This is a genomic window from Lysinibacillus fusiformis (genome assembly GCF_016925635.1).
In the GTDB taxonomy this organism is placed as follows: Bacteria; Bacillota; Bacilli; order Bacillales_A; family Planococcaceae; genus Lysinibacillus; species Lysinibacillus fusiformis_F.
Genome location: NZ_CP070490.1, coordinates 4,027,076 through 4,050,600 on the forward strand (window position 1 = coordinate 4,027,076; position 23,525 = coordinate 4,050,600).

General features: G+C 36.8%; 32 protein-coding genes. 23 read left to right on the top strand and 9 right to left on the bottom strand.

All coding sequences use genetic code 11. From position 1 onward, the window contains the following. Positions 1-144: 144 nt before the first annotated feature. The 4 genes from JTI58_RS19670 to JTI58_RS19685 all read left to right on the top strand — a co-directional run bounded on the left by JTI58_RS19670 (position 145) and on the right by JTI58_RS19685 (position 2,538). Positions 145-465, top strand: a complete 321-nt coding sequence (locus JTI58_RS19670; protein WP_205443167.1) for a PadR family transcriptional regulator — start codon at positions 145-147, stop codon at positions 463-465. 56 nt (positions 466-521) lie between these two features. Next, positions 522-863, top strand: coding sequence for a DUF1048 domain-containing protein (locus tag JTI58_RS19675; protein ID WP_205443169.1), 342 nt, complete (start codon positions 522-524; stop codon positions 861-863). A gap of 163 nt (positions 864-1,026) precedes the next feature. Beyond that, a complete protein-coding gene (locus tag JTI58_RS19680; RefSeq protein WP_205443170.1) occupies positions 1,027-1,788 on the top strand; it encodes an ABC transporter ATP-binding protein in 762 nt (253 codons plus the stop codon). Then, positions 1,789-2,538: an ABC transporter permease gene (locus JTI58_RS19685; RefSeq protein ID WP_205443171.1), complete on the top strand. Its 750-nt coding sequence runs from the start codon at positions 1,789-1,791 to the stop codon at positions 2,536-2,538. Between the two features lie 94 nt (positions 2,539-2,632). On the opposite strand, the gene JTI58_RS19690 is transcribed toward JTI58_RS19685, so the two are convergent. Further along, a complete protein-coding gene (locus JTI58_RS19690) occupies positions 2,633-2,869 on the bottom strand; it encodes a DUF362 domain-containing protein (RefSeq protein WP_205443173.1) in 237 nt (78 codons plus the stop codon). An 11-nt stretch (positions 2,870-2,880) separates the two neighbouring features. Beyond that, complete coding sequence (locus JTI58_RS19695; RefSeq protein WP_205443174.1) at positions 2,881-3,390, bottom strand: YwhD family protein; 510 nt, start codon at positions 3,388-3,390, stop codon at positions 2,881-2,883. A 557-nt stretch (positions 3,391-3,947) separates the two neighbouring features. On the opposite strand from JTI58_RS19695, the gene JTI58_RS19700 reads away from it, so the two are divergent. The 3 genes from JTI58_RS19700 (at position 3,948) to JTI58_RS19710 (ending at position 5,571) form a co-directional block, all read left to right on the top strand. Next, positions 3,948-4,298: a PadR family transcriptional regulator gene (locus JTI58_RS19700; protein WP_205443176.1), complete on the top strand. Its 351-nt coding sequence runs from the start codon at positions 3,948-3,950 to the stop codon at positions 4,296-4,298. Beyond that, entirely contained in the window at positions 4,285-5,283 is a 999-nt protein-coding gene (locus JTI58_RS19705; RefSeq protein ID WP_205443177.1) for an HAAS signaling domain-containing protein, read from the top strand. The genes JTI58_RS19700 and JTI58_RS19705 overlap by 14 nt, the downstream gene beginning before the upstream one ends. Positions 5,284-5,433: 150 nt before the next feature. Then, the gene (locus JTI58_RS19710) at positions 5,434-5,571 is read left to right on the top strand and encodes a hypothetical protein (RefSeq protein WP_205443178.1); all 138 of its coding nucleotides are present in this window, start codon (positions 5,434-5,436) and stop codon (positions 5,569-5,571) included. Between the two features lie 172 nt (positions 5,572-5,743). On the opposite strand, the gene JTI58_RS19715 is transcribed toward JTI58_RS19710, so the two are convergent. The 3 genes from JTI58_RS19715 to JTI58_RS19725 all read right to left on the bottom strand — a co-directional run bounded on the left by JTI58_RS19715 (position 5,744) and on the right by JTI58_RS19725 (position 7,865). Then, the gene (locus JTI58_RS19715; protein WP_205443180.1) at positions 5,744-6,154 is read right to left on the bottom strand and encodes a DUF3888 domain-containing protein; all 411 of its coding nucleotides are present in this window, start codon (positions 6,152-6,154) and stop codon (positions 5,744-5,746) included. Positions 6,155-6,582: 428 nt separating this feature from the next. Continuing rightward, complete coding sequence (locus tag JTI58_RS19720; protein ID WP_205443181.1) at positions 6,583-6,846, bottom strand: hypothetical protein; 264 nt, start codon at positions 6,844-6,846, stop codon at positions 6,583-6,585. Between the two features lie 380 nt (positions 6,847-7,226). After that, entirely contained in the window at positions 7,227-7,865 is a 639-nt protein-coding gene (locus tag JTI58_RS19725; RefSeq protein ID WP_205443182.1) for a hypothetical protein, read from the bottom strand. 133 nt (positions 7,866-7,998) lie between these two features. On the opposite strand from JTI58_RS19725, the gene JTI58_RS19730 reads away from it, so the two are divergent. Beyond that, positions 7,999-8,880, top strand: a complete 882-nt coding sequence (locus tag JTI58_RS19730; protein WP_205443183.1) for a gluzincin family metallopeptidase — start codon at positions 7,999-8,001, stop codon at positions 8,878-8,880. Positions 8,881-9,284: 404 nt separating this feature from the next. Here the strand turns inward: JTI58_RS19730 and JTI58_RS19735 are convergent, their stop codons facing one another. After that, the gene (locus JTI58_RS19735) at positions 9,285-9,410 is read right to left on the bottom strand and encodes a YjcZ family sporulation protein (RefSeq protein WP_205447465.1); all 126 of its coding nucleotides are present in this window, start codon (positions 9,408-9,410) and stop codon (positions 9,285-9,287) included. A 238-nt stretch (positions 9,411-9,648) separates the two neighbouring features. Here JTI58_RS19735 and JTI58_RS19740 point away from each other — a divergent pair, with 238 nt between their 5' ends. From JTI58_RS19740 to JTI58_RS19770, 7 genes are all read left to right on the top strand, one after another. After that, on the top strand, positions 9,649-9,984 hold the full coding sequence (locus tag JTI58_RS19740; RefSeq protein ID WP_205443185.1) for a hypothetical protein: 336 nt from the start codon (positions 9,649-9,651) through the stop codon (positions 9,982-9,984). A 34-nt stretch (positions 9,985-10,018) separates the two neighbouring features. Continuing rightward, complete coding sequence (locus JTI58_RS19745) at positions 10,019-10,426, top strand: hypothetical protein (protein ID WP_243456150.1); 408 nt, start codon at positions 10,019-10,021, stop codon at positions 10,424-10,426. A 128-nt stretch (positions 10,427-10,554) separates the two neighbouring features. Continuing rightward, positions 10,555-11,496, top strand: a complete 942-nt coding sequence (locus tag JTI58_RS19750; RefSeq protein ID WP_243456151.1) for an alpha/beta fold hydrolase — start codon at positions 10,555-10,557, stop codon at positions 11,494-11,496. A gap of 107 nt (positions 11,497-11,603) precedes the next feature. Beyond that, complete coding sequence (locus JTI58_RS19755; protein WP_205443188.1) at positions 11,604-12,059, top strand: hypothetical protein; 456 nt, start codon at positions 11,604-11,606, stop codon at positions 12,057-12,059. 66 nt (positions 12,060-12,125) lie between these two features. Beyond that, positions 12,126-12,413 carry an RNA polymerase alpha subunit C-terminal domain-containing protein gene (locus JTI58_RS19760; RefSeq protein WP_205447469.1) on the top strand — a complete coding sequence of 96 codons (288 nt, stop codon included), beginning with the start codon at positions 12,126-12,128 and terminating at the stop codon, positions 12,411-12,413. 17 nt (positions 12,414-12,430) lie between these two features. Beyond that, positions 12,431-12,991, top strand: coding sequence for a DUF4256 domain-containing protein (locus JTI58_RS19765; protein ID WP_205443189.1), 561 nt, complete (start codon positions 12,431-12,433; stop codon positions 12,989-12,991). A gap of 133 nt (positions 12,992-13,124) precedes the next feature. Next, complete coding sequence (locus JTI58_RS19770) at positions 13,125-13,358, top strand: YczI family protein (RefSeq protein WP_205443191.1); 234 nt, start codon at positions 13,125-13,127, stop codon at positions 13,356-13,358. Positions 13,359-13,373: 15 nt separating this feature from the next. Here the strand turns inward: JTI58_RS19770 and JTI58_RS19775 are convergent, their stop codons facing one another. Then, positions 13,374-13,565 (bottom strand): hypothetical protein, encoded by a 192-nt coding sequence (locus JTI58_RS19775; protein WP_205443192.1) that lies wholly within the window; start codon positions 13,563-13,565, stop codon positions 13,374-13,376. 308 nt (positions 13,566-13,873) lie between these two features. Here JTI58_RS19775 and JTI58_RS19780 point away from each other — a divergent pair, with 308 nt between their 5' ends. After that, the gene (locus tag JTI58_RS19780) at positions 13,874-14,074 is read left to right on the top strand and encodes a hypothetical protein (protein ID WP_205443193.1); all 201 of its coding nucleotides are present in this window, start codon (positions 13,874-13,876) and stop codon (positions 14,072-14,074) included. A 759-nt stretch (positions 14,075-14,833) separates the two neighbouring features. Here JTI58_RS19780 and JTI58_RS19785 read toward each other — a convergent pair. Beyond that, on the bottom strand, positions 14,834-15,091 hold the full coding sequence (locus JTI58_RS19785) for a hypothetical protein (protein ID WP_243456152.1): 258 nt from the start codon (positions 15,089-15,091) through the stop codon (positions 14,834-14,836). Between the two features lie 404 nt (positions 15,092-15,495). Next, positions 15,496-16,224, bottom strand: coding sequence for a hypothetical protein (locus JTI58_RS19790; RefSeq protein ID WP_205443197.1), 729 nt, complete (start codon positions 16,222-16,224; stop codon positions 15,496-15,498). 359 nt (positions 16,225-16,583) lie between these two features. On the opposite strand from JTI58_RS19790, the gene JTI58_RS19795 reads away from it, so the two are divergent. From JTI58_RS19795 to JTI58_RS19825, 7 genes are all read left to right on the top strand, one after another. Beyond that, positions 16,584-16,991: a GNAT family acetyltransferase gene (locus tag JTI58_RS19795; RefSeq protein ID WP_205443198.1), complete on the top strand. Its 408-nt coding sequence runs from the start codon at positions 16,584-16,586 to the stop codon at positions 16,989-16,991. Between the two features lie 65 nt (positions 16,992-17,056). Beyond that, entirely contained in the window at positions 17,057-17,974 is a 918-nt protein-coding gene (locus tag JTI58_RS19800) for a hypothetical protein (RefSeq protein ID WP_205443199.1), read from the top strand. A 1,286-nt stretch (positions 17,975-19,260) separates the two neighbouring features. Further along, entirely contained in the window at positions 19,261-19,692 is a 432-nt protein-coding gene (locus JTI58_RS19805; protein WP_205443200.1) for a BrxA/BrxB family bacilliredoxin, read from the top strand. Next, positions 19,680-20,468, top strand: a complete 789-nt coding sequence (locus JTI58_RS19810) for a class I SAM-dependent methyltransferase (RefSeq protein ID WP_205443201.1) — start codon at positions 19,680-19,682, stop codon at positions 20,466-20,468. The genes JTI58_RS19805 and JTI58_RS19810 overlap by 13 nt, the downstream gene beginning before the upstream one ends. A 632-nt stretch (positions 20,469-21,100) precedes the next feature. Continuing rightward, positions 21,101-21,904, top strand: a complete 804-nt coding sequence (locus JTI58_RS19815) for a nucleotidyl transferase AbiEii/AbiGii toxin family protein (RefSeq protein ID WP_205443202.1) — start codon at positions 21,101-21,103, stop codon at positions 21,902-21,904. Between the two features lie 207 nt (positions 21,905-22,111). Next, complete coding sequence (locus JTI58_RS19820) at positions 22,112-22,591, top strand: RNA polymerase sigma factor (protein WP_205447471.1); 480 nt, start codon at positions 22,112-22,114, stop codon at positions 22,589-22,591. Then, complete coding sequence (locus tag JTI58_RS19825) at positions 22,591-23,106, top strand: hypothetical protein (protein WP_243456154.1); 516 nt, start codon at positions 22,591-22,593, stop codon at positions 23,104-23,106. The genes JTI58_RS19820 and JTI58_RS19825 overlap by 1 nt, the downstream gene beginning before the upstream one ends. Positions 23,107-23,525: the final 419 nt, after the last annotated feature.

Consider the following 23,525-nt stretch of genomic DNA (forward strand, 5'->3'; position numbering starts at 1 on the left):
ATAAGAAAAGTAATTGACACCCTGACTACTTGGTGTTACTATGTAGTTGTAATAAGTATTACTTAATAGCTCTCAAAAGCGAAAAAATTTTACCTAAGTACTAAGTTATACAGAATAGTGAAGCAAATAGAGGTGGTTCTGCATATGGAAAATTTAACGGAGATGCTGAAGGGGTCCCTGGAAGGTTGCGTACTGGAAATCATTAGCCGTCATGAAACCTACGGATACGAAATTACCCGACGCTTGAACGAGCTAGGGTTCACTGAAGTTGTGGAAGGGACGGTCTACACCATCCTCGTGCGTTTAGAGAAAAAAAAACTGGTGCATATTCAAAAGAAACCATCCGATATGGGACCGCCCCGCAAGTTTTACTCACTTAATGAGGCTGGACGTGACGAACTAAAATTATTTTGGGAAAAATGGGATTTTATATCGTCAAAAATCAATGCTCTAAAGTCTATTTAGTTTCATATGATAATGCGTCTGATCTTTAGCTTGATAATACAAAGGAGGAAAATAACGTGATCGAATTGTTCAAAAAAATGATGGGTGATAAAAAAGAGTACAAGATGATGATGGCACGGGTCGAACAACTGCCAGAGGATTACCAATTTGTGTTTAAAAAAATTCAAAACTACATGTGGAATTTCACCGCAGGCAATGGGATGGATATGCTGCACATGCAATATGAATTGATCGAGTTGTTCGAAGGTGGAGCTGCGGAAGGCAGACAAGTGCTGGAAATCACTGGAGAAGATGTAGCGTCCTTTGCTGATGAGCTAGTGGCAAACGCAAAAACCTATATCGCCAAGTATCGTGAAGATTTAAACCAAAGCATTTTGAATCGATTAGGAAAAAAATAATTGGATCAGTAATACCGACTGAATAGCTACTTGTTCATTATCGCCTTCGCTATTCAGTTTTAATTGCACAAGGTACTAAGTTATACAGATTATCAGTCATACTTAGTAGTTAAGGAAGGGCAATCTACTCTGCAAAGAGATTTTTAAAAAGGGAGGAAAAAGGATGAGCAAAGATGCGATTTCTGTAAAAGGGTTAAAAAAATCTTTTAAAGAAAAGGAAGTCTTAAAGGGGGTGGATTTTGAGGTGCGGCGTGGCGAAATTTTCGCACTGCTAGGCTCAAATGGAGCAGGCAAGACGACGATAATCAACATCCTCTCCACTTTGATGAAGCCGGATGGTGGCAAAGTAGGGATTTGCGGTTTTGACGTCCAGCGCCAAGCGGATCATGTTCGACAGAGTATCAGCCTCACAGGGCAGTTCGCCACTTTAGACGGTATGCTTACAGGGAGGGAAAACCTGATCATGATTGCCAAGTTGCGAGGAGTTTCCAATGCCGCTCAAACCGCAGACCATCTGCTCGCAAGATTCAGCCTTACCGATGCGGGCAATCGTCGGGCAGAGAACTATTCTGGCGGGATGCGGCGCCGACTTGACATCGCCATGAGCATGATTGGGACGCCAGCAGTCATTTTTCTAGACGAACCAACGACAGGGCTTGACCCCGAAGCACGAATGGAAGTCTGGGAAACAGTCAAGGAACTTGCTGATGGTGGCAAAACCATCTTGCTAACGACCCAGTACCTGGAGGAAGCCGAACAACTGGCGGATCGTATTGCCATCCTACATGAAGGAAAAATTATAACGACTGGTACCCTTACAGAACTTAAAGAGATGTTCCCGCCAGCGAAAGTAGAGTACATTGAGAAGCAGCCAACATTGGAGGACATTTTTCTCGCTATCATTGGCAAAAAGGAGGAGATCTAAATGAAAAGCAAAACATGGGTATTACTAGGGCGTTTAATGCGTTACATTATGCGCAGCCCCGATACAATAATCACCGTGGCAATTACGCCAATTATGATGATGCTACTGTTTGTCTACGTATTTGGTGGGGCAATAGAGACCGGCACAGACAACTATGTCAATTATTTATTGCCAGGAATCTTGCTGATGGCGATCGCATCTGGCTGCGCTTATACTTCCGCGCGGCTGTTTACAGATAGAAAGAGTGGGCTGATGGCGCGTTTTATCACCATGCCTATCAAGCGCTCGTCTGTATTGTGGGCGCATGTGTTGTCCTCGCTTATTTCCAACGCGCTTACTGTCGTAGTGGTTATTCTTGTTGCGTTCATGATGGGTTTCCGTTCTAGTACGGATCTCTTGGATTGGTTCGCGGTAGCTGGCATACTTGGGCTGTTTACGCTAGCACTGACATGGTTGGCAATTATTCCTGGATTGGCAGCAGGGTCTATGGAGGGAGCAACAGCCTACTCGTACCCGCTAATTTTCCTACCTTTTATCAGTTCGGCTTTTGTTCCCACTGAAACCATGCCTAAAATTATCCGTGCGTTTGCTGAGAACCAGCCTGTTACCTCAATCGTGAATGCGATACGTGCCCTCTTATATGAAGGGGCTGTTAGTAACGATATCTGGCTCGCTCTTATGTGGTGCGTCGGCATCATGGTCCTCGCTTACTTCTTCGCCATTACACAATTTAAACGCCAGTTAGGATAAGTACATCATTATTGAAAAAGTCGATTTCTTCTTGTATAGGAAATCGGCTTTTTTTTAGGTAGGACATTCTCGCTTCTATTCAATTTATATCAATTTAGTTTCGAAAATGATTGCGTGCTAGCAGGGTTGCTGACTGATATTCAGAAGGCAACTCATCCTCAAAATAAATCGCTTCTACTGGACAAACTAATTCACAGGCTCCACAATCAATGCAAAGATCGGGATCAATTACATATTGGGTATCTGTCATAACAATGCAATTTACTGGACAGACATCCAAACAGACAGCCGCTTTTTCATCCCTACATAATTCTGTAATGACAAATGCCATTTTAAATCCTCCTATACAGACAATTGTTGTTTCAGTTCTTCAGGTGAGTGTTGCCAATACGCTTCATTAAATCCAGATAAAAACTGATTGAGTAGTTTTTTTGAATTACTGTCTATATGCTGCAAGAGAAATTTCCCTTTCAGTGCCTTATCTAAATAATTTACTTGTTCTGGCAAAGATTTATAGCCAAGCTTGATACGGCGTTCTTCCTTTGATACCCGTACTTCACTTGCGGTACATCCCGCATAATAAGGGCCATTTTGATTAACCTGAATCGCTACCCACACTATCCAGTAACGAGAATAATCGTTGCTAGCATGAGCTAGATCTGGGGAAAAACGAACTTTTTTTTCAATTTGACTTCGTCCGTGTAAGGCTTCTAAATCTATAAACACGTGCTCTTTTTCACAATCTATAATAATTGACGTTACATTATTTAGATCAAGGGTACCTACTCCGTAACCTCCATCTCCGTCAGTTGAATCGTTACTTAAAATTGTAAAATGCATTTTCTCTTTCATAGAAATCACCTCGACACTTTGTATTTCAAATAGTTAATCGGTCTGAACATACAGTTTTATCCATAGCAAAAGGGCATAAAAACATCACTGTACGTTCCGTTGTACAAGATGTAATTTTTCGAGTACAAATCTAACAAACACATTACGTATAGTTTTTATAAATTAAGATACTTGAACGTTTTAGTAGTAATTTTTTTCTATACGTAATGGTTGTCTAGGATTTATCCTAATACTTTTATTGTTAAAAAGTATAAATACAATATACAGTCTATTGTCATTTCTTGTCTTCAGACTAATGTCTGAAGTGTTATGTATTGGAAATTTCACAATAATACAGTTGTTCGACCTTTAATTAACGGAACGCAGACCTTTCCTGTCAACCAACGTTTGAAACCCAGTCAGCTCGAATCACCTCTGAGCACCTTTCTGTGTTGAAAAACGGCATTTTTTCTATAAAGGAAATTAAAACTGCTTGTTGTTGTAACAACAATAGTGTACGATACATAGTATAAGTTATACAGTGTATGTCATATAGTAAGTGGAATTGAGGTGAGTGAATGAGTACGTTACTGAATTCATTAACGACAGAACTTAGGAGAGGAACGCTGACATTAGCCGTTTTAAGTCAATTACGAACACCCCAGTATGGGTATTCACTTGTTCAATTATTAGAGGATTCGGGCATTAACATTGATCAAAGTACCTTATATCCATTGCTTCGCCGTTTAGAAAAACAGGAGTTAGTGACGAGTAGCTGGGAAACATCAGAGAGTAGACCGCGCAAGTATTATGTATTAAGTGACTATGGATTAGAAGTCTTTTTGCAATTGAAAAGAGAATGGATTAATAATTCAAAAGAACTTTATGAGTTACTAAAAGGAGATGAGGATAAAGATGAATCTGACTGAAATTTATATTCAAGAAGTCACGCGGAGGCTGCCTGAAAAAAATCGTGAGGATATCGCACTTGAGTTACGATCAACCATTGGGGATATGCTGCCTGATGATTACAATGAGAATGATGTAAAGGATGTTCTTGAGAAATTAGGAAACCCAGCAGCATTAGCGAGTGGTTATCGAGATCAACCCATGCATTTAATTGGCCCACGCTATTTTGATGTATACATCTCGTTATTAAAAATGATTATTCCAATTGCCGCTGTCGTTGCAGTGATCTCGATGATTGCTGAATACTTTATTGGTTTTGGTGGAGAAGAAGCGATTCTTAATGTTGTCATCACGATAATCAGTGAAGGAATATGGAGAATCATCGAAGTAGGAATCAACGTCTTTTTCTGGCTAACGCTCGTTTTCGCCATTATTGAACGAACAGATAAAGGAAAAGAGCAGTATCCGTTGTCAGCAAGTCTTAAAAAATGGACCCCTGAGGATTTGAAAACCGTTATTTATATTCCGAAGAAAAAAGCAATTACGAAGCTCGAAGTATTTGGCTATTTAATGTGGACGGCCATTTGGGCAACTTTTTATTTTTATGCAAATCATCTATTAGGTGTATATGAAGGTGGTGGGGATGGACTCAGATTCGTAATGCCAGCTTTCAATCAGGATGTTTTACTTCGTTATTGGCCCATTGTGCTCGTTGTCATTGCTCTCGAAATTGGGTTAGGTCTCTACAAATTACTGAAAGGGCAATGGACGAAAAAAGTGGCAATCTTTCATACAATTGTGGAGCTTTTCGCAACCGTTGTATCCATTGTGATAGTAAGTAATCCGAATTTAATGAACCAAGAATTTATTACGTACATGAGTCATTTATTTAGCACATCAACTAAGCAATTTGAAATATGGATAGTTGGCGGCGTAATCATTATATTTGTTGTATATGCCGCAATCAGTATATTCGATGGCTTCCGTAAGGCTCGAATCCGTTAATTCATCGTTGTTAATCATTCAATTAATATGCAACCACGGATACTTTACTTTAAGATGGCCTCCATATAGAGCCATCTTTTTTTTATTCAACTAGTCTTTTGAAACGTATGTAGTATGAAGTAAATTGACATCGATAATGGGGGAATCAAAATGGATTTACTAATTGGAATAGCGATTGTACTAATTGTGTTTTTCTCTTCAAGCATCATTGAAAAAAGGTTAAAATCGATTGAAAAGCAAAACAATCGCATAATAGAAATACTAGAAGAAATAAGAGATAGAAAATAAATTGATAGTACATGAACAGTTTAGTCAAACAATATAACGATGAAATACCCCATCAAAGTAAGACACAACATCTAGCTTTGATGGGGTGCTTTTATGATTAAATCTACCACAGATGAAAAAAATCGCATGACATTAAATAAAGGGACAAGCAAATGATTTTAATGGGAAGGTATTATTCAGGTGGATATTTATACGTCTTTAGGTGCGTGTGATGGATTAATTTAACCTCAGGTCCTGCAGATATTTCATAGGTCATTCGATCCTTCCCTATTGGAATCCATTGTCCACCATCTGTAGGTTCAATTTCAAAAGTAATTTGCAATTTAAAGCCTCGGAAATGATTTCTTTTTGTTTCAATCACTTCAATTTTCCAGGGAGTAACATGAGGGGAAACATCCTTTCTAATCTTTGAATAATAATTGGTCAAATCTTTTTCAATATAAGGAGTAAGCAATAGCATGAGCATATCCTGTAATCTCAGCTCGTTAGAATCCTGTGTTGGTTCAGCTGTTGAAGCGGATATTGTTTGAAAAGAAGTAACAAGTATAAGGGGGAGTATAAAGACGAGTAACATCTTTTTCATTTTCTTCTACACCTCTTTGTGATCTTTACCTAATGCATTGTATTGTTACCTTTATTGAATGAAGTATGTATTATTGAAGTACCGATGTAGAGTAGCTCAACACTATATGCTTGCGATATATAAAAACAAATAACATAACCATCCATAGAATTTTGGTGGAAGGTGAAAATGGTTTCCATTGCAGGCTACTTGCTTTCCTGTGGGCGAGCGCCGAGCCTATCGCTCCGTTTAGAGGCTTGTCTGTCTCGCGATCACACGGGAGTCAAGTAGCCTTCCACTCCAACTCTTAAATCCTTTATGGAGTGGTGTTGTCACGCATCACTTCTCTACATTACGGCTAGTATGAAAGATGATGATGATTGAAAATGGACCTCATAGAAATTAGCTAAGTGCTATTTCACCGTAAACAACCAATTTGTAGGCTTCTATTATAATTGCTTATTTAAAAATCGGATAAATCGTGCTTGCGCCTGCTTTTTCTTCATCATTCTCTTGACACGAATAGTGCTTTGAAGATATTTTCTGACGTGACGATTCGCAAAAAATAAGCTGCGATACTGATCATCATAATAAATGGTCTGAAACCAATCATATTGTTGTAGCCTTGCTATATTTTGATCAATTTTTCTTGTATGTAAAGGTGATTGACTAACATAGGTATTGGATAAAAAATTAACAATAAATTCTAACATAATTCCACATCCCATCATAACGAATAAATTCTATCGTAATGGATGGCGATGAAGTGTGCAATAACCAAAAAATAGAAGCGGCACCGCACCGATGAAAGTGCCCCTTCGTAACAAATCGGGAGGTGCTATGTTAAATGAATTCGCTTAACACTACTATTTATTTTGATTCAGCAGAAAATATCCACCTCTATAGGCGGTGAGATGAATGCATAAATTGTTCTCTTTGGGTGTCCAAACATCGACTGAATCAAGATTAAAGCCCCAGCGGATGTCACAGATTTGGAAGAGGAGCTTTTCGAGCAAGCTCAAAAAAATCTGGACGCAATTACACTGTGGCGTAAGACTGGTTTTATAGTCCATCATCTTGAATAAGCTAAAGTTTACACTTCGTATCGAAGAATGGCTGTTATCCAGTCCTTTACTAATAGTTCCCACAGTAGCGGTGAACTATCTAAAGGAAGTGAAAGACTTTGTAGCTCTTTAGGGAGCAAGTGTATTTTATGACGTATCATTTCATTATCAGGTGATTCTGTATCGATAAATAAAAGATAGCGTCCGTTTAAATCTTCCTTATACATAGATGGAAAATCAAGGGCTTTTAATACGCGTGTAGAAAATTCCACACCATTTAAAATCACCTCAAAATGTCCCCGCACATTAAATTCACAGCGAATATGCGTACCAGGTAATCGATGTAGCGCTTGTAGAAAAGCAGCGAATGTTCTTTCACTAATGAAATAGGTTTTCCAATAGTATTGACTCTCTTCATGCTTATTAGAATTAGCATCATATGTATCATATCTTATTTCAAGTGTTTCTTCTGCTGCGTCAGGTTTTTTCCTATTGAGGTAATGTCGAGCAATTTTTTTTATTGTGTGATGATCTAAGTCACACCCATAGCTGAGAATGGTTACTTGTTTGCGTTGTGCTTTGGCGAATAACCGCATTTCCAAATTTGCATCATCATTTAAATCCCAGCCATAGCGTGAGTTGTAATGAATATATTTACTTTTGTTCATTGCGTCCTCCTTTTTGCCTTATCTACTAATAGTATAAATAATTTTGACTAATTTTCCTTATTTTTCTTTTGGAATTGAAACTTTTGGTTTTTAAGTTTCGTATAAATTGGAAAATACTTTTTAGGAGGAAATTATGGCTAAATGGAGAGGCACAATCCTTCTATGTACATTGCTATTAACAGCCTGTACAGCAGAAACCGTTCAACCTAAAGATCAAATACAGGAAGCGAAAAACGATGAAAATATTGTGGTGACAAAGGATGGCAAAATAACCTTTGAGATTAAGAATGAGATTGGTGTTCCACAAGAAAAAGTAGAGGCTATAAAGGATGAAATTGTGACGGCATACGACCATATAAAGGATTCTATACATACTTCCTACACGCCATCCGAGCACATCAACGTATGGTTTATGGAAGACGGACTATCTTGGGGCGGTGCATCGAAAATCGAACTAGTTGGCGTTAATGAAGATATCTATCCACTAGTCCATGAAATGACCCATTCTTTACTTGGTTATGGCGACAATTTCCAATCAGACCATGGCTATGTTACGCAAGAGGGTTTTGCGAGTTATATGGAGGATCAATATGGAAAAAATAAATTATACTTTGAAAAATACATGAAGCATTATTTGGATTCAGATAAGTTAATTCCCATTAGTAAGCTAATTGATCCAAATCAAGATGATGTCTATTTTCGCCCAGAACTATCAAATCAAAAAGAGAATCAAGTCCTGATGGAGATGAGCTACACGTATGCGGCTTCATTTGTTACATATTTAATTGATACCTATGGACTGGAAAAGTTTGAACAAATCTACAACGAGAAAGAACTAGCAAAAAAAATAGAGGAAGTTTATGGGAGAAATAGTAGTGAGTTAGAAAATGACTGGTTAGCATTTATTCAAAATCAACAAGGATTTACTCATGAGGATAAATTTAAATCAGGAAATTTTTATGATATGAATACAATTCTTCTTCAAATAGATCCAAAATATTTTGAGAAGGAATAATTTTTTTTCTAAATTAAAAAGTATACCCAAGTGCTCTTTATTTTGAGTACCTAGGTTTACTTTTGTATGAATTCGGATGAAATTGTTTATGTAATAAATGAACGCCAAGTAAAACGCACACACCACCAATGATTCTTAATAATATATTTTTGAGAAATACTGTATCGTCAACCGTAATAACAATCAACATAGGACCAACCATAATCAAGGCGATGCCTAGTAATCCTTTTATTACTCTCCACATGTAGGGTTCACCTCCATTTACCATTTCAAATTTCATTATCGCACGCCTGTCTGAAAAGGAAAAGGGTCACTAGGCTGGTAAAAGCGACCCTTATAAAATGGCTAGAATGACCTTACATGACTATAGAAGTCTGTAAAAGGTTAGGTGCTAATTGGGATGATTAGTACATGAAAGAAGCGCCAACAATGATTAAAAGAATGAATAGAACGACGATTAATACGAATGTTGAACCGTAATAGCCGCCACCGCCAGAGTCGCCGCCGCCATAATAGCAGCTGTTGTTGATGTTACCTACGTTTCCGTTGTATCCCACTGAAAATCCCTCCTTTCTACAACATATAATATGTATGCTGGCAGAAAGGAGAAATGGTATTTACCCTATGGTTTGAAAAAATGCTGAAAACTTTCTTGCCTATCACTTTAAGAGAATAAGTTTTTTCATTTACTTAATTTTAATTTTTTACATAATTAGAGAGTGATATGTTATTTTTGCGAATGAAGTTAGAAAAGAAAGCGGGAGTTACATGCGAAGGGAAAAACTAAAGCAAAAAATCCTAAGTGAACCGACTAAATGTATCGCTTATTTAAAAGAATTAGTGAAATTCAATCGAATTTATGATGGGGAAGTATTGGTAATCATTATGGCTGTTATAAAAAATGGACCAGATCAATTAAGCAATAGGCAATGGGATGTCTTGTTAGATAAGGGTTTACTACCTGATCTTTATGTAGAATGTGATCGCTGTGAAGATACCATTCCATGGTCAGAAATGTACCGTGCGATTTTCATAGCGAGAGATTATTTTTGTCCTTTTTGTAGATATATAGTAAATAAAAAGAATGTAAGGTTATTAGACTAAGATGGTAGAGACAAAAAGAATGAGATGGTTCCTGATGATAGCTGAATGGCTATTCTTTTTATATGTGCTGATTTGTCTACTGATTTTTAACATGATTCACCTTGGTAACCTTCTTTATGTGGATATGCCAAATGAAGAACCGATGACCGTGACATCCTCCTATGCGCAGACATCACTGTTTATCATAGGAATAGGTGTTGTTTGTTTTTTGTATATGAGGTATTTAAGGGGCAGTAATGCTTATAAAAGGTCCAAGGCCGTGATCTGGGGAAGTCTATTTGCCTGCCATGCGTTGGCAAGTGGTTTTTATTTGCTCATGCGACATGGACTTATATGGAATCAGCAAGAAGCCATGGAACTTTTATTATCGACTTTGATTAGTTGCATTCTAACCATTCAGGCTGTTTCGAAATATTACATGTGTAAAATGACCGATAACTAATTATATAAAAAGTGCAGGAAACGATTGCAACACTAGTCAGTCATTCTATTGGACAGGATAAGGGGAGAGAGCAATTTGCTATAAAATGAAGAATATAGGTGAGAAATATGAAAAGGGGATTTAAACGTATGATGTTGATCATATTTACAATAATCATTTCGTTTTTTGTGTTGATTCTTACTGTGAGCTTTATTAATCATAAAATACAATTGTCAAAAGAAGAAGAACGATTTGTTCCAATTGGGCAACTTGTAGAAGTTAATGGCCATCAAATGCATGTTTATACAGAAGGAAAAGGAGAAGATACTCTTGTTTTTATGTCTGGTGGTGGTACAAGCTCACCTACATTAGATTTTAAATCACTTTATTCTTTGTTGAGCGATCAATATAAAATTGTTGTTGTTGAAAAGGCAGGTTATGGATTTAGCGAAGTTACAGATACTGATCGAGATATTGATACAATTCTAGCTGAAACAAAAGAAGCTCTTTTTAAATCAGGAATTGAAGGACCGTATATTTTATTCCCTCATTCTATGTCTGGCATTGAAGCCTTGAAATGGGCGCAAGACGACCCTGATGAAATAAAAGCTATTATTGGATTAGATATGGCTGTTCCAACTGTATATGAAGAATTAGCTATCAATATGTTCCTTGTTCGATTAGGTGCTTTAACTGCAACTACTGGTTTAATCAGGTGGATTCCAAATCTATCGGAAAGTGACGCAATAAAATATGGGAATTTAACAGATGAAGAGAAAGCGTTGTATAAAGTAATTTTTTATCGAAGAACATTGACTAAAGATATGGTCAATGAAATACATCATATAAAAGCAAATGCACAAAAAGTCAAAAATGTTGGAATCCCGAACATTCCTACACTTTTGTTTTCATCTAATGGTGAGGGGACTGGTTTTGACAATCAAAAGTGGAATGGAATTCAAAATGACTTTATTAAAAGGATTGATAAAGGTAAATTAATTGAGTTAGATTCATCTCACTATGTTCATAGTATTGACTATGAGCGAATAGCTGAGGCATCAGAGGCGTTTATAGAAAGTTTACATCGTTAGATGAATTTAGTACAACGAGACGCATTCATCATCAAGCCAGTGAAGTCGTCCAATTTTTAATGTTAGATGTTATTCAAAAGTACAATCTTGACCATGAGTATTCCGACATGGGTGAAATGGTTTTTGATGGGGCAACTGTCAAAGCAAAATACAAAGAAATATTTGGCGTTGACTTAGATATAGAGAATATGAATTTCCCATCCAGAGAGAGCCAGTCCATTATAGCTTATGAAGGAGGGAAGTTTTATATATATCCAACAGGCTTTTATTTCGACGCTATTGACCGTCATTTTCAAGATGTCTATAAAGTCAGAGATGATTTATACTATGTGACCATTTTAGATAATGAATTTAATAATACTGAATATTCGCTCTCAAAAGATACAAATATCACAGCAGAGGAAATGTTTGCGAAGGATATTGCGGGTTGGCCGAAGGAAGCACGCATTTGGTTAAAACCAGAGATCCAAAGATATGCGGTCGTGAAATATATGGATGGGGCACCGAAAGTTCAATATATGGGTGCACAAAACTTAACAGATCAACAAATCGAGGCCTTCTAAGTTCCGCTAGCAATTCCTTCGATGAAATATGTTAAAATGAACAATAGCATAAGGTTTGGAGGGATGGTGTTGGCAGAAAAAAGGCTAAAAGTTTGCGAAAAAGGGCATACATTTTACAAAAGCACAGATTGTCCAAGCTGCCCTACCTGTGATCAGGAAAATAAACCGAGTAGTGGCTTCCTTTCCAAACTAAGTTCACCTGCAAGAAATGCATTGCTGCACGCAGGCATTGATAGGTTGGAAAAACTATCTACGTATACGGAAAAGGACATAGTAAAAATGCATGGTATTGGACCAGCCTCCTTACCGATTATGAGATCATCATTGGAGGAAGAAGGCTTGTCATTTAAATAAGCGAGGGGAAGACAACGATGACAACGAAGGAATTATCACAAGAGCAACGCGAGGAACTAATCAATACTTTGCAAGCTCGCTTTGAGAAAAATACGTCTCGTCATGAAGGGCTTGACTGGGCAAATGTCCAAGCTAAGCTAGAGGCTAAAATGGAAAAACTATGGTCGCTCCACGAAATGGAAGCAACAGGCGGTGAACCAGATGTAGTGGGCTATGATGCAAACACGGACGAGTTCATTTTCTATGATTGTTCAGTGGAAAGCCCTAAAGGTCGCAGGAGTTTATGCTACGACCGTGAAGCATTGGAAGCTAGAAAAAATCATAAGCCTGAAAACACGGCTATGGACGTTGCCAAGGACATCGGTATTGAGCTGTTAACAGAGGAGCAATATCGCCATCTGCAGGAGCTTGGCAAATTCGATTTAAAAACATCCAGCTGGGTACAAACACCTGACAACATTCGCAAGCTCGGCGGTGCCATCTTCTGCGACCGTCGCTATGACATGGTCTTTATGTACCACAATGGAGCAGATTCCTACTACGCCGCAAGAGGCTTCCGTGGGTCGTTAAAAGTTTAAAAATAAAGGCATATGTTCGATCTATGGACGAGCATATGCCTTTATCTATGGAAATGTAGTTATACGAATGACCTTCTAGTTAGCTATAAACTTTATTTATTGTATGATAAACTAAAATGGGAGGTGGAAAGTTATGTTAAATCGTTTGAAAATTATCTTTTCAATTACAGGCATTTCTCTCGCAGCCTACGGTCTAATCACACGAGATTTCCAATTGAATGACCTCATGATATTGTTCTTAGGCTTCTTCATGTTCACTTTAGGCATTCAAGAATTTCAAAGACAGAGAACAGTGTCTGGTTGGTTCCTAATGGGCGTATCTTTATTTTCAATCTATGTGTCCGTTCAAAGCTTTGTCTTGATTTAAAAGAAGCGGGGTCCGTTAATTATTGTCCATCATTTTGATGAAAGCTGGGAGCGCTTCTTCGTTCAAAGAATACATATCGTTTAGATAAACTCGCCCTCTATTTGAGCTTGCGTAATACCATACATCTATCGAATCCTTATAAATCACTTCCAGTTGATAGAATGGCCCTTCATCTGTATGAGGTTCTGTTAAATTAGCGTTTTGCATGGTATTTTCATTATGGCGATGTCCTCACTATTTACCCCTTGTCCCATCACAATTATTTTTTGTATTTCATCAGGAAATGCAAACGTTTTCCCTCCGTTTTAACCGTGTCATTACACCCTACAAGAAATAACAAAATGAGTAATAAGAATGTTTTTTTTATTGATATTCCAAGAGATTTTATAGAGTAGACTTCAAATTATAGGGCTTTGTTACAAGAGGCTAATGATTTGATGGGTCAGACCCGCTCATCGCTCATACTAAGTGTTTTTATGTTATAATTACCATAAGTTACATAATGAGGTGATGAGATGGAGAATGAAAAATTGGTTTGCAAGGCTTGTGGTCGAGATAAATTTACGACTGGACAGGTGGGTGGTACTACAAGCCAAGGCAATATAAGACCTATTGGCGCAATTATGGCAGTAGGGTCACCACTCCTAATGACTTTTTGTAAAAACTGTGGCGAAGTTGCTTCATTTAAAGTAGTAAAACCACAGAATTTTAAATAATCGTTGAAAGGGTCACTAATAGGAAAGTGACCTTTTTTATGTTGTGGAAGTTTCAAATGGCAGGGGATTTTAATGAAAGAATTTAAGCGCATACGTGATGTTCAGCTTTGGTTTGTATGCTTTATTGTGAGTGCATCCATTATACTTTTAATGCTTATTCTTAGTATGAATGGCATTTACCTACAGATTGGATTCCCACCAGGTGGACTATCTCATCATTTCTTAAAATGTTTATTCATGTTTTCCACCTGCCTATCTGGGATTTATTTCATTTTCGCTTTTACATGCAGGACCGGATTGCTAGCTGTATAATCAAGTGCATTTTGTCGTCAAGGAAACAGGTCACGGTGATATGTATTATTATCAGGAAGTTATTATAAAATACAAATGAGTGCTGATAATGAAACGGAATTCATTATCGTGAAACATCGAAATGGCATCAATATTTCCTGGGGAAAGGTGATATAAGTGATCATAGGATTATGCCCCAGTGCACTAGCGGATTCTTTTTATAAATTTCTTGGTTTGATTATGATGAGGCTGCGATGCATTTCACAAAGGTGGATATTCAAAAGTCATTGATTGATTATTAAAAAACAGGATATGAGGTTGAAAGGAAATATGCTTTGCAATCAATTACTCGCAGGAATGCTAGGCAGTATGTCGGAAGAAGAGTGACTAATGATGATTTTAATGAATTGAATATTATTATTTCGCCATATTAAAACACCCTCTAATACGTTAAAGGGTGTTTTAATACTAGATAGAATTTCGATAAGCTCTTAAAGTTGAATTTAAGTTTGAATTCGAACTTGCGATTGATTTTTTATAGTTATACATACCTAATGGGCTTAAATGATTCGAATTCGATCCTAATAACCCTTGCTTTACAGCGCTTTTTAACGTTTCAATTTGCTTGGTAGATAGTTTAGAGGTTTTACTTTCTTCAAGTATTTTATTTACATTATTTATTTTTTCTTGATCCTCTTTTGATGTAGCTTTAACTTCTTTGCTCATTTGTCGCGTCAACCCGTAATACTTAGACGAGGACCTACGTGACATTAAATATTGCATATTAGAAAATTTCGTCGTAATCATGATAAGTTGTCACCTTCCTATTCACATTTTTAGTTCCATACTTGTTATCGTACAGGACTTGAAAAGATTTAGTATATTTACTTTTTTAGTAATTTATTTACAAGCGCAGTTAACTTCGTTGTGTATTTATAAGAGATGGTAAACGGAATCTGTAGAAGTTAGACAAGAAATGAGCTTTGAAAAAGAACGTCTAACAACTTGGAACGTTAGGGAGAATAGAAAAATGCGTAATACTGGTTGCTATTAATCTATTTATAAGCTGATCACACCGTTTTTCAAGCAAATTAAAAACCCCTTGGTGAGGGGAAGAACAGTGATTAACTTTATTGATTGTTAGATTTAGAGTATAGGTAATAATCAGACCATATCATTGCAAACGTTTGCATCGAAAAAACACTGAGAAATGATATTGGGAATAGCATTAAGTTTTTTATAAAAAAACAAGAAATAAATCCTGATAGTGAAAAGACAGAAACTGTGGGAAAAATAATTCTATTCATTACTTTAGTGTTTGGCAAGAGCATATAGATTCTTTTTAATGGAATAGATTTTTTTGGTTGGGTATATATCACCTTGTTATTCCAGTCATCTATAAACATATATTTATTGTCTTTTTTTACTAACATTGAAGTTTCACTTTTCATTTTAATAATTTCCCATTCTTCATCTCCTAGCATAATAAAAAACTCATCATAAGAAGTTAAGTTTCTTTCTATTAAAGAAATTGAATTAAACAATACAATAAAAGTAAATGTCAGAAGAAACCAAACAATTGCAACTACTAGTAGACCTACTGTAATAGAAGGAAAAATTTTGTCTAATAAATGAGGATTACTAAACGCCGTATAGATAATGCCTATGGTTAAAATAACAAAATTATAAAATCCATAATTAGATAAATCCATTTTAAATTTTTTCCAGTTAGTCATTAATAACTTTTCAATTTCTGAAAGATTTCTGTTATCGATAATATTTTTAATTGTAACCACTAATAAAGGAATGATAGCTATGTAACTAATCTCACTAAAAATTTTGGTTATGATGATCTCCATAAAAATGCCCCTTATATTTATTGATAGTTAAATTTTAACATAAGTGTATGATTAAAATTGATAAAAGGAAAGGGAAGCTTATGAATAACAGTGTAGATGAATCAATATGACAAGCGTTTTATCTAGTTTTTATACAAGGGACAACATGAAGAATAACAAGATAATTGAAATTAATGAAGATAAGAAAGGGGATATAAAATAATATTTGATCTCATTGAAAGGAAAATTTTTAAAGAATAGATTCATAAAATTTTAAGTATACATATTTATTGGAAATTGTACAAAAGGGTTGACTTTTCTATACATAAAACGAATAATAATTTATTAATTTGTATTTTTATTCACAAGGAGGACTATAAATGAATTTTCGAGAATTTACTTTAAATGATTTTGATTCAGTGATTAATTTATGGAAAAAGGCTGGATTGATTATTTCCCGTTCAGATACTCTTGAAGGACTGAAGAAAAAAATAAAAAGAGATCCGCAGTTATTTTTTGTCATGGAGAAAGATTCTTTTATTATTGGCGTAGTAATGGGCAGTTATGATGGAAGAAGAGGTTGGATAAACCATTTAGCTGTAGACCCTGAATACCAAGGAATGAAAATTGGACAGGAAATCATCAAAGAATTAGAAATGCGTTTTAAAAAAATTGGATGTGAAAAGATTAACTTGTTAATAGAAAGAAATAATGAAGAAGTTCAAGAATTCTATGAGAAACAAGGCTTTAAAAAAGATGAATTACTATTTATGGAGAAATGGATATGATTTAAAGGCCCCTGAACCAGAGGCAAATTGGATTATCATATAAAATAACGAGGATGAAAAATTTCATGAAAAAATTGCATTTGAATGGTCATTCACTTACACAAAATGAAAATACATTATCTTTCGCAAGTTTTTCTGAAAAAGAGGATAAAACTTACTATTATCAATATAATGGTGAAAATCTAAAGGAAATTTCAAGAGAATTGTATGCGAATAGTAAATTTGATAATAGATGGGGTAGTATATCTCGTCAATTGGAAGAATCGAATTTTTCATATATTGAAAGTATAGCGAAGTGTTGGGTAAATGAAGCGGGAAAAAGAAAGCTAATTAGTTTGAGTGAGTACTATAACTATACGTTTGGTGAAAATTGGGAAAATAACTATGATTTTAGTATCATACCAAATAATATCTTTTCGGACGTTACTAATCTTATGACTTGTACTATACGAAATGAAACAATTTGTCTTCTCTGGCCCCATAATATCCTACTGCATTTTAATGAGCATGATGAGCTTGTACAATATATTGTGCTGGAAACCTCGGACTATTATGATACACTGTATCAAATTTGTTCAGATGGCCAAGGAATCTGGGCTGTATCCCCGACTTTGAACTCTGTTGTAAAGTATAGATTTCCGAGTTTTGAAATAAAAAAAATCTATCATTATACTACCGACGAAGAACTTGCACGAAAAACAGAAGATATAAGGAATGAACTTCAGGTAATTTATTGTGATCATGCGCTTGAAGGTTTAGATTACCCAGAATATATTTCTTATGTGAATGGGAAGCTTTCTATTTGTGATATGGAAAATAAGCGAATTGTAATTTTTAATCCTAGTAGCGGGAAAATCGAATCCTATATTGCCCTGAATTCAAAGCCATTTGAGTTTTTAAACTACAAAAATCAATTTGTTATTCAAACGGACACAGGAATCTATTTATTAAATGAGAATGAAATTAATGAATTTTTTGATTAAAGCTTCTTCATTCAGAGAGCTTAAACGGAGTGGATGTCTACTTTCCCAATAAAAAAGACAAAAATGCGTACCATTTATCAGATTACTACTGGTGCTCGTTAATTAAACAGCAGACATCAATATCACAATATACAAATTAAAGCTATTCCAGAGACATTTTAGGCTTGCTACGATGACAAAGTACTAGCATAGCAAATACCAAGTGCAATTAATTGTGGAGGACAATACAGCTAAATTGGTAGTGAAGGATGATGATACAATGCGCTTTACAAATGAAACACTCAAAGCGGCAGTTCGTGATTACCTTAAGTAAGCAGTGGACAAAAGGCTTATTGATAAATCACATCTAGATAAATTTGATGCTGGTACATTGACGGATGGTGATTTTGAAGGTTTGATGATTATCATTGCACAACGTAGCGCTTAACAGTAGATGCCCGTTACCTTAATTGGTAATGGGCTTTTTTATGTTTTTATTTACTGCCTATCTTACTTTTTATGTAAAATCAGAAAATCTCTTAGTGACCAAATGAAGAAAAGTAATGGTAAACCAGTGATGAATAAAAATCCTAAAATGAATGAAATCAGAGGGAATTCTCCGCTATCAGTTGCCATAACACCGATAAAAAGCCCTAATGGACTAGTGGCACAAAAAATCAAGAAATTGGTCACGCAGGTAAATTTGTAATACTTTAAGGTGGATTCTTTAGGTTCTTTTTTTCTGAAAAAGAAGTAAAAGATAATTTGATAAAGATAAAAAATGGGTATACATAATAATCCAAACGATGCGAACGTCATTTAATTCACCTCAATTTCAATTCTGGAAATTTCCCCATAGAATGTTGGATCTATAAAATCTTAACAATGTATTGCTCTATTTCCTATATGTAATTATTTCCATTAACTAATATTCTGAAATAAATCGAACAAATGTTCCTGTTGAGCGGTGTGGAATGATGAAAGAACAACTGATTAAAGCAATGCAGCGTAACCAATTTTTAAATATGATGTACTTAGCTAAGGATGGCAACGTGTCAAAGAGGCGTATCAAAATTATTAAAATTGCTGGCAATTCCTACAAGGCGAGCCAAACGTACATTTATGATTGATAGTGTTTTAGCAGTTGTCCCAGCCATTCTAAAAGAGTGTGAAGTCATATCTTGAATCCTGAACAGCGGATTTTCCTCCGAAATCCCCCGAAATCAGGCAAAAAGCATGTCTTTGTACTTTCATGCGAAACCTTGCTATAATAAGCTTTGCGAATACATATGAAAGAGGGTAAAAGCATGAACGCTTATGATGAATATATGAAGCAGGTTGTGAAGCCGATGCGTGAGGAGCTTGTGGGGGCTGGGTTTACAGAGCTGACAACGGCAGATGCGGTGAATGAATTTATGGCGGAGACGAAGGGGACTTCGTTAGTGGTGATTAATTCGGTTTGTGGTTGTGCGGCAGGGCTTGCTCGTCCAGCAGCGCGTGAGGCGATTGCAGCGGTGAAGCCAGATCATCTTGTGACGGTGTTTGCGGGGCAGGACCCAGAGGCGACTGCGGCGATGCGTGGTTATTTTGAGGATGTGCCACCTAGCTCGCCATCTATGGCGATTTTAAAGGATGGGGAATTGGCTTACTTTATCCCACGTGAACAAATTGAGGGATTCCCTGTGGAGCAAATTGTCTCTCATTTAACTGGCGTGCTAGAGCAAACATGCGAGAACTAAAAACGATTGTGACGACAGCGGGCAGACCAGACGATATATCGATGGCGCTCGCTGCTTTTGCGTGCCAGGAATTAGGTGCTGCGTTTGAGCCACGGAAAAAGCGCTCTGTTCGCAAGATTTCACAGGACTTACAGACACATGTGATGGTCGCTGGGAAGAATCGCTACGAGTATTATGCCTATGGGGCACAGGAGCCGTTTTTCTTTCATCCCAATTCTGCGGCGTTTCGATTAAAGCGTGTTGCCCGTGGCGAGGCAGAGCCTTTTTTGGAAGCGGCACAGCTTCAACTGGGGGATTCGGTGCTGGATTGTACGTTAGGTTTAGCGGCGGATGCTATGTTAGCGGCTTATAAAGTGGGTGAAGCAGGTCGTGTTGTGGGACTGGAAGCGAATCCGAATGTGGCATTTATTGTTAGACAGGGGATGCAAACCTATGATACATCCGAGCTACCGTTAACTGCCTGTATGCGGCATATTGAGGTTGTTCAGTCTGAGGCTGTTCACTATTTAAAAACCTTACCAGACAATGTGTTTGATGTGGTCTATATGGACCCGATGTTTGAGGAGGTTATTGCAGAGGCCAATAATTTTCAGGCACTACGGCTAGCAGGGGAGCATGCGACATTAACGGATGAATGGGTTCATGAAGCCAAGCGTGTGGCGAAAAAGCGTGTGGTGTTAAAGGCACATTTTCGATCAGAGTGGTTTGCGACCTATGGCTTTCAGCAGCATGAACGGGTATCTGCAAAATTTCATTATGGTGTGTTAGAGGTATAAGGGCTTGTTCTTGAGACAAGCCTCTTTTTAGCATAGGGTAATAAAGTTTTTGGAATAATATGTAAATAGAGTTGTGCGAACCCTGATCTGCACAAGCCTTCTAGTCAATGGTGTGTTGGCTTGCATTCCGTAGTAATCACATATTGACCTTTACATTTATAAAATAGGATGCTATAATAGGAAACGTGCTATTTTAGGTAGCATATTTCCGTAATCTGGCATTCTGCTTTTTGTTTTTGTAGATACTTATTCACACTGGCGCATGCTTTGGGGCTGCAAGGACGCAAAAGATGGTAGGGTTTGCGTTGCTTAAGTTAGAAGGCACACAGTGGAATTTTACCGCGGTGATGAAACGAATCTGGTTTCAAGATAATATTCCCCAGACGATTGGGTTGAGACTTTTACAATTTACGAGAATGTTACCTATAAATGCTAAAGGGGTAGTTTCGCAACAGCGAGGCTGCCCCTTGTCTAATTTTTAGAGTCTGTCATGTCTAACTATGACAGGCTTTTTTGGTATACATTACCGTTTACTCTCATCCATAAATAAGTGATAATAAAAGCATGAATTTTAGTAAAAATCTAAATTCTCAATGAAGATATCAGAAAAATCAAAAAGGTGAGGGATGTCTATGGAAAATATCGACACACTATCTACGAATGTAGTAACAGAATTAACAGAAATGGCTACATCACGGCAAGACAATATGGATCAGCTAGTAGCACGTTATTGCCAAGAAAGACTACTTTATCGTCTATCAGCATCATCCTATGACGAACAATTTTATCTAGATGGAGAGCTACTATTATTTGCATTAACAAATGGATTGGTGAAGCCTTCCAAAGAAGTCACACTGACAGCTCAAGCGAGTGTTCATCAACATGAAATTGTCAAACAGGCCTTTAAAGAAATTTGCTCGATGGCAGTACCAGAGGATGGCATTGAATGGGACGCAGAGCAAATTGAATCCACTGTAACGAATGACAGTATTCATTTAACCATTCCAGCTACATTGGGCCAAATGACATCATACATAGAAGTAAGGGTTACCTTTAACGAAAACATGCGAATAACACCGAAAACCATTATTTTTCCGAGCTTGCTAGATCGTAAGGCAGCGGTGCTTTATACATATCCAACGGAATTCGTGATCGCACAAAAATTTATCGAAATATACCAGTATCCAGCATTAGAGAAGACTGAAAAAACAATAGATGAAGTACAACAATTGCTACAAACGCAAACTATTGAAGGACGGAAATTACAGGCGTATATTGTGGATTTATTTGATCGTTATCATTTTACAATCGAGCTATATCCTACGTTCGAGTCAACAGGGATTCTGAAACAATTTTTTAACCCTGTTTATGAAGCTATTTTGGCTGAGGATGAATTTTTCAAGCAATGGCAGTGTGACAATCAGGCTTGGCAATGATGAGAGAGAACCCGCAAATCTTCTATGGTTTGCGGGTTTTTGCATGTCTTATTCAGTAACCTAATAGCGGATAAGAAGGGAAGATTCATTTGTGATGTCTAATGAATGGTCTCTTCTTTTTTACTAAAATGTAAGCTATAAAGTATCTGTTGCACGAATAATTGAAGTTGAATCGTATTATGTCGTGAAGGAGGTTAGGTGAAAAATATGATAAAGTTTGCTGGCCTATGTGTGCAAGAAATTGTTCAAACATATAGTGACACCCTTATACGAATTGCTGTGCAACAGACCAAAAATATGGCTGAGGCGGAGGATATTGTGCAGGAGGTTTATCTGACACTTATGAGACAGAAAAAGCCGTTCGCTCATGAAGCACATTTAAAGGCTTGGCTCATTAAAGTGACATTTAACAAGTGTAAGGATTATTTTAAGTCCTCACGTGTCAAGAAGACGGTACCAATAACAGAAGAAATGACCTTTATTGCAAAAGAGGAGCAGATGGTTCTCACTGAAATTTTTGAGCTTCCTCCAGAAGAGAGAGTCATTGTTTATTTACATTATTACGAAGGTTACACAACGGCAGAAATTGCTCATTTATTGGAGATCAACGTCAACACAGTAGGCTCAAAGCTGAGAAGGGCACGCATGAAGCTGAAGACGATTCTAGAAGAGGGGAGCAAAGTGTGATGAATGCTTATAAGAATGTGATGAAGCAGATTCATGCTTCTGATGAATTTAAACGTAAGATGCAGAAGGAAATGATGGAATATGAGAAAAAAGAAAAGAGGGCATTTATGAAAAAAGTAAAAATAAGTGTAGGAAGCTTAGTAGCCTGTGCAGTGATTGCTGTCCTTGCTATGGTCAATATAAATCATGATACACCGATAGATTTAACGGAGAGAATTGTTGCGGATCACTCAGCTCCTGCAGCCAGTGCGCTAGTAAATATCGAAGGGATCATTACAGATGTCGGAGAAGATGGGCTGAGCTTTACGTTGGATAATGGCATGGAAGTAGTCGTTACAGACAAAACCAAAATAGGAATAGATGGGCCGACAGCGCCACCTAAGGAGGAACAGTTTTTTGAGCCTACCTTTAGAGTAGGTAATTTAATCGGCGGCTATACAGAAGATACCTCCGCACACCCAGTTCAGGCCGCTGCCATTTATACAAATTGGAATTTCGAAAATCCGATACGATGAAGGTCCAAATGGTCAAAAAAGAATTCCCTTAGGGGATTCTTTTTCATGTTGTTGAAAAAAGATGATGTCACTAGCAGAAAAAGATCTTTTGGTAAGGCGAGAGGTTGATTTCCGCTCCGCCAGCGTCCTGCAAAGTGCCATAAAGAGTAGTGAACACCTTCACTTAGTTGAAAACCTTTGCTAAAAATATTATTGATTACTTTGTTTTTCAACACTATGAAAGATTCCCTTAGGAGGATTTTTTTTGCATATCTAATTTAAGGGAAGAACTGGATAGATATCCACCTTGTTTTTTACCAATAAATTCTTTTTATACTAAAAATAAGGTTGAATATTTCTATTTATAAAGAAATGATTATTTTTATACAAAAAAAGTATTGTCTAAAGAGAATATTGTCACTATAATTTACGTAATAGTC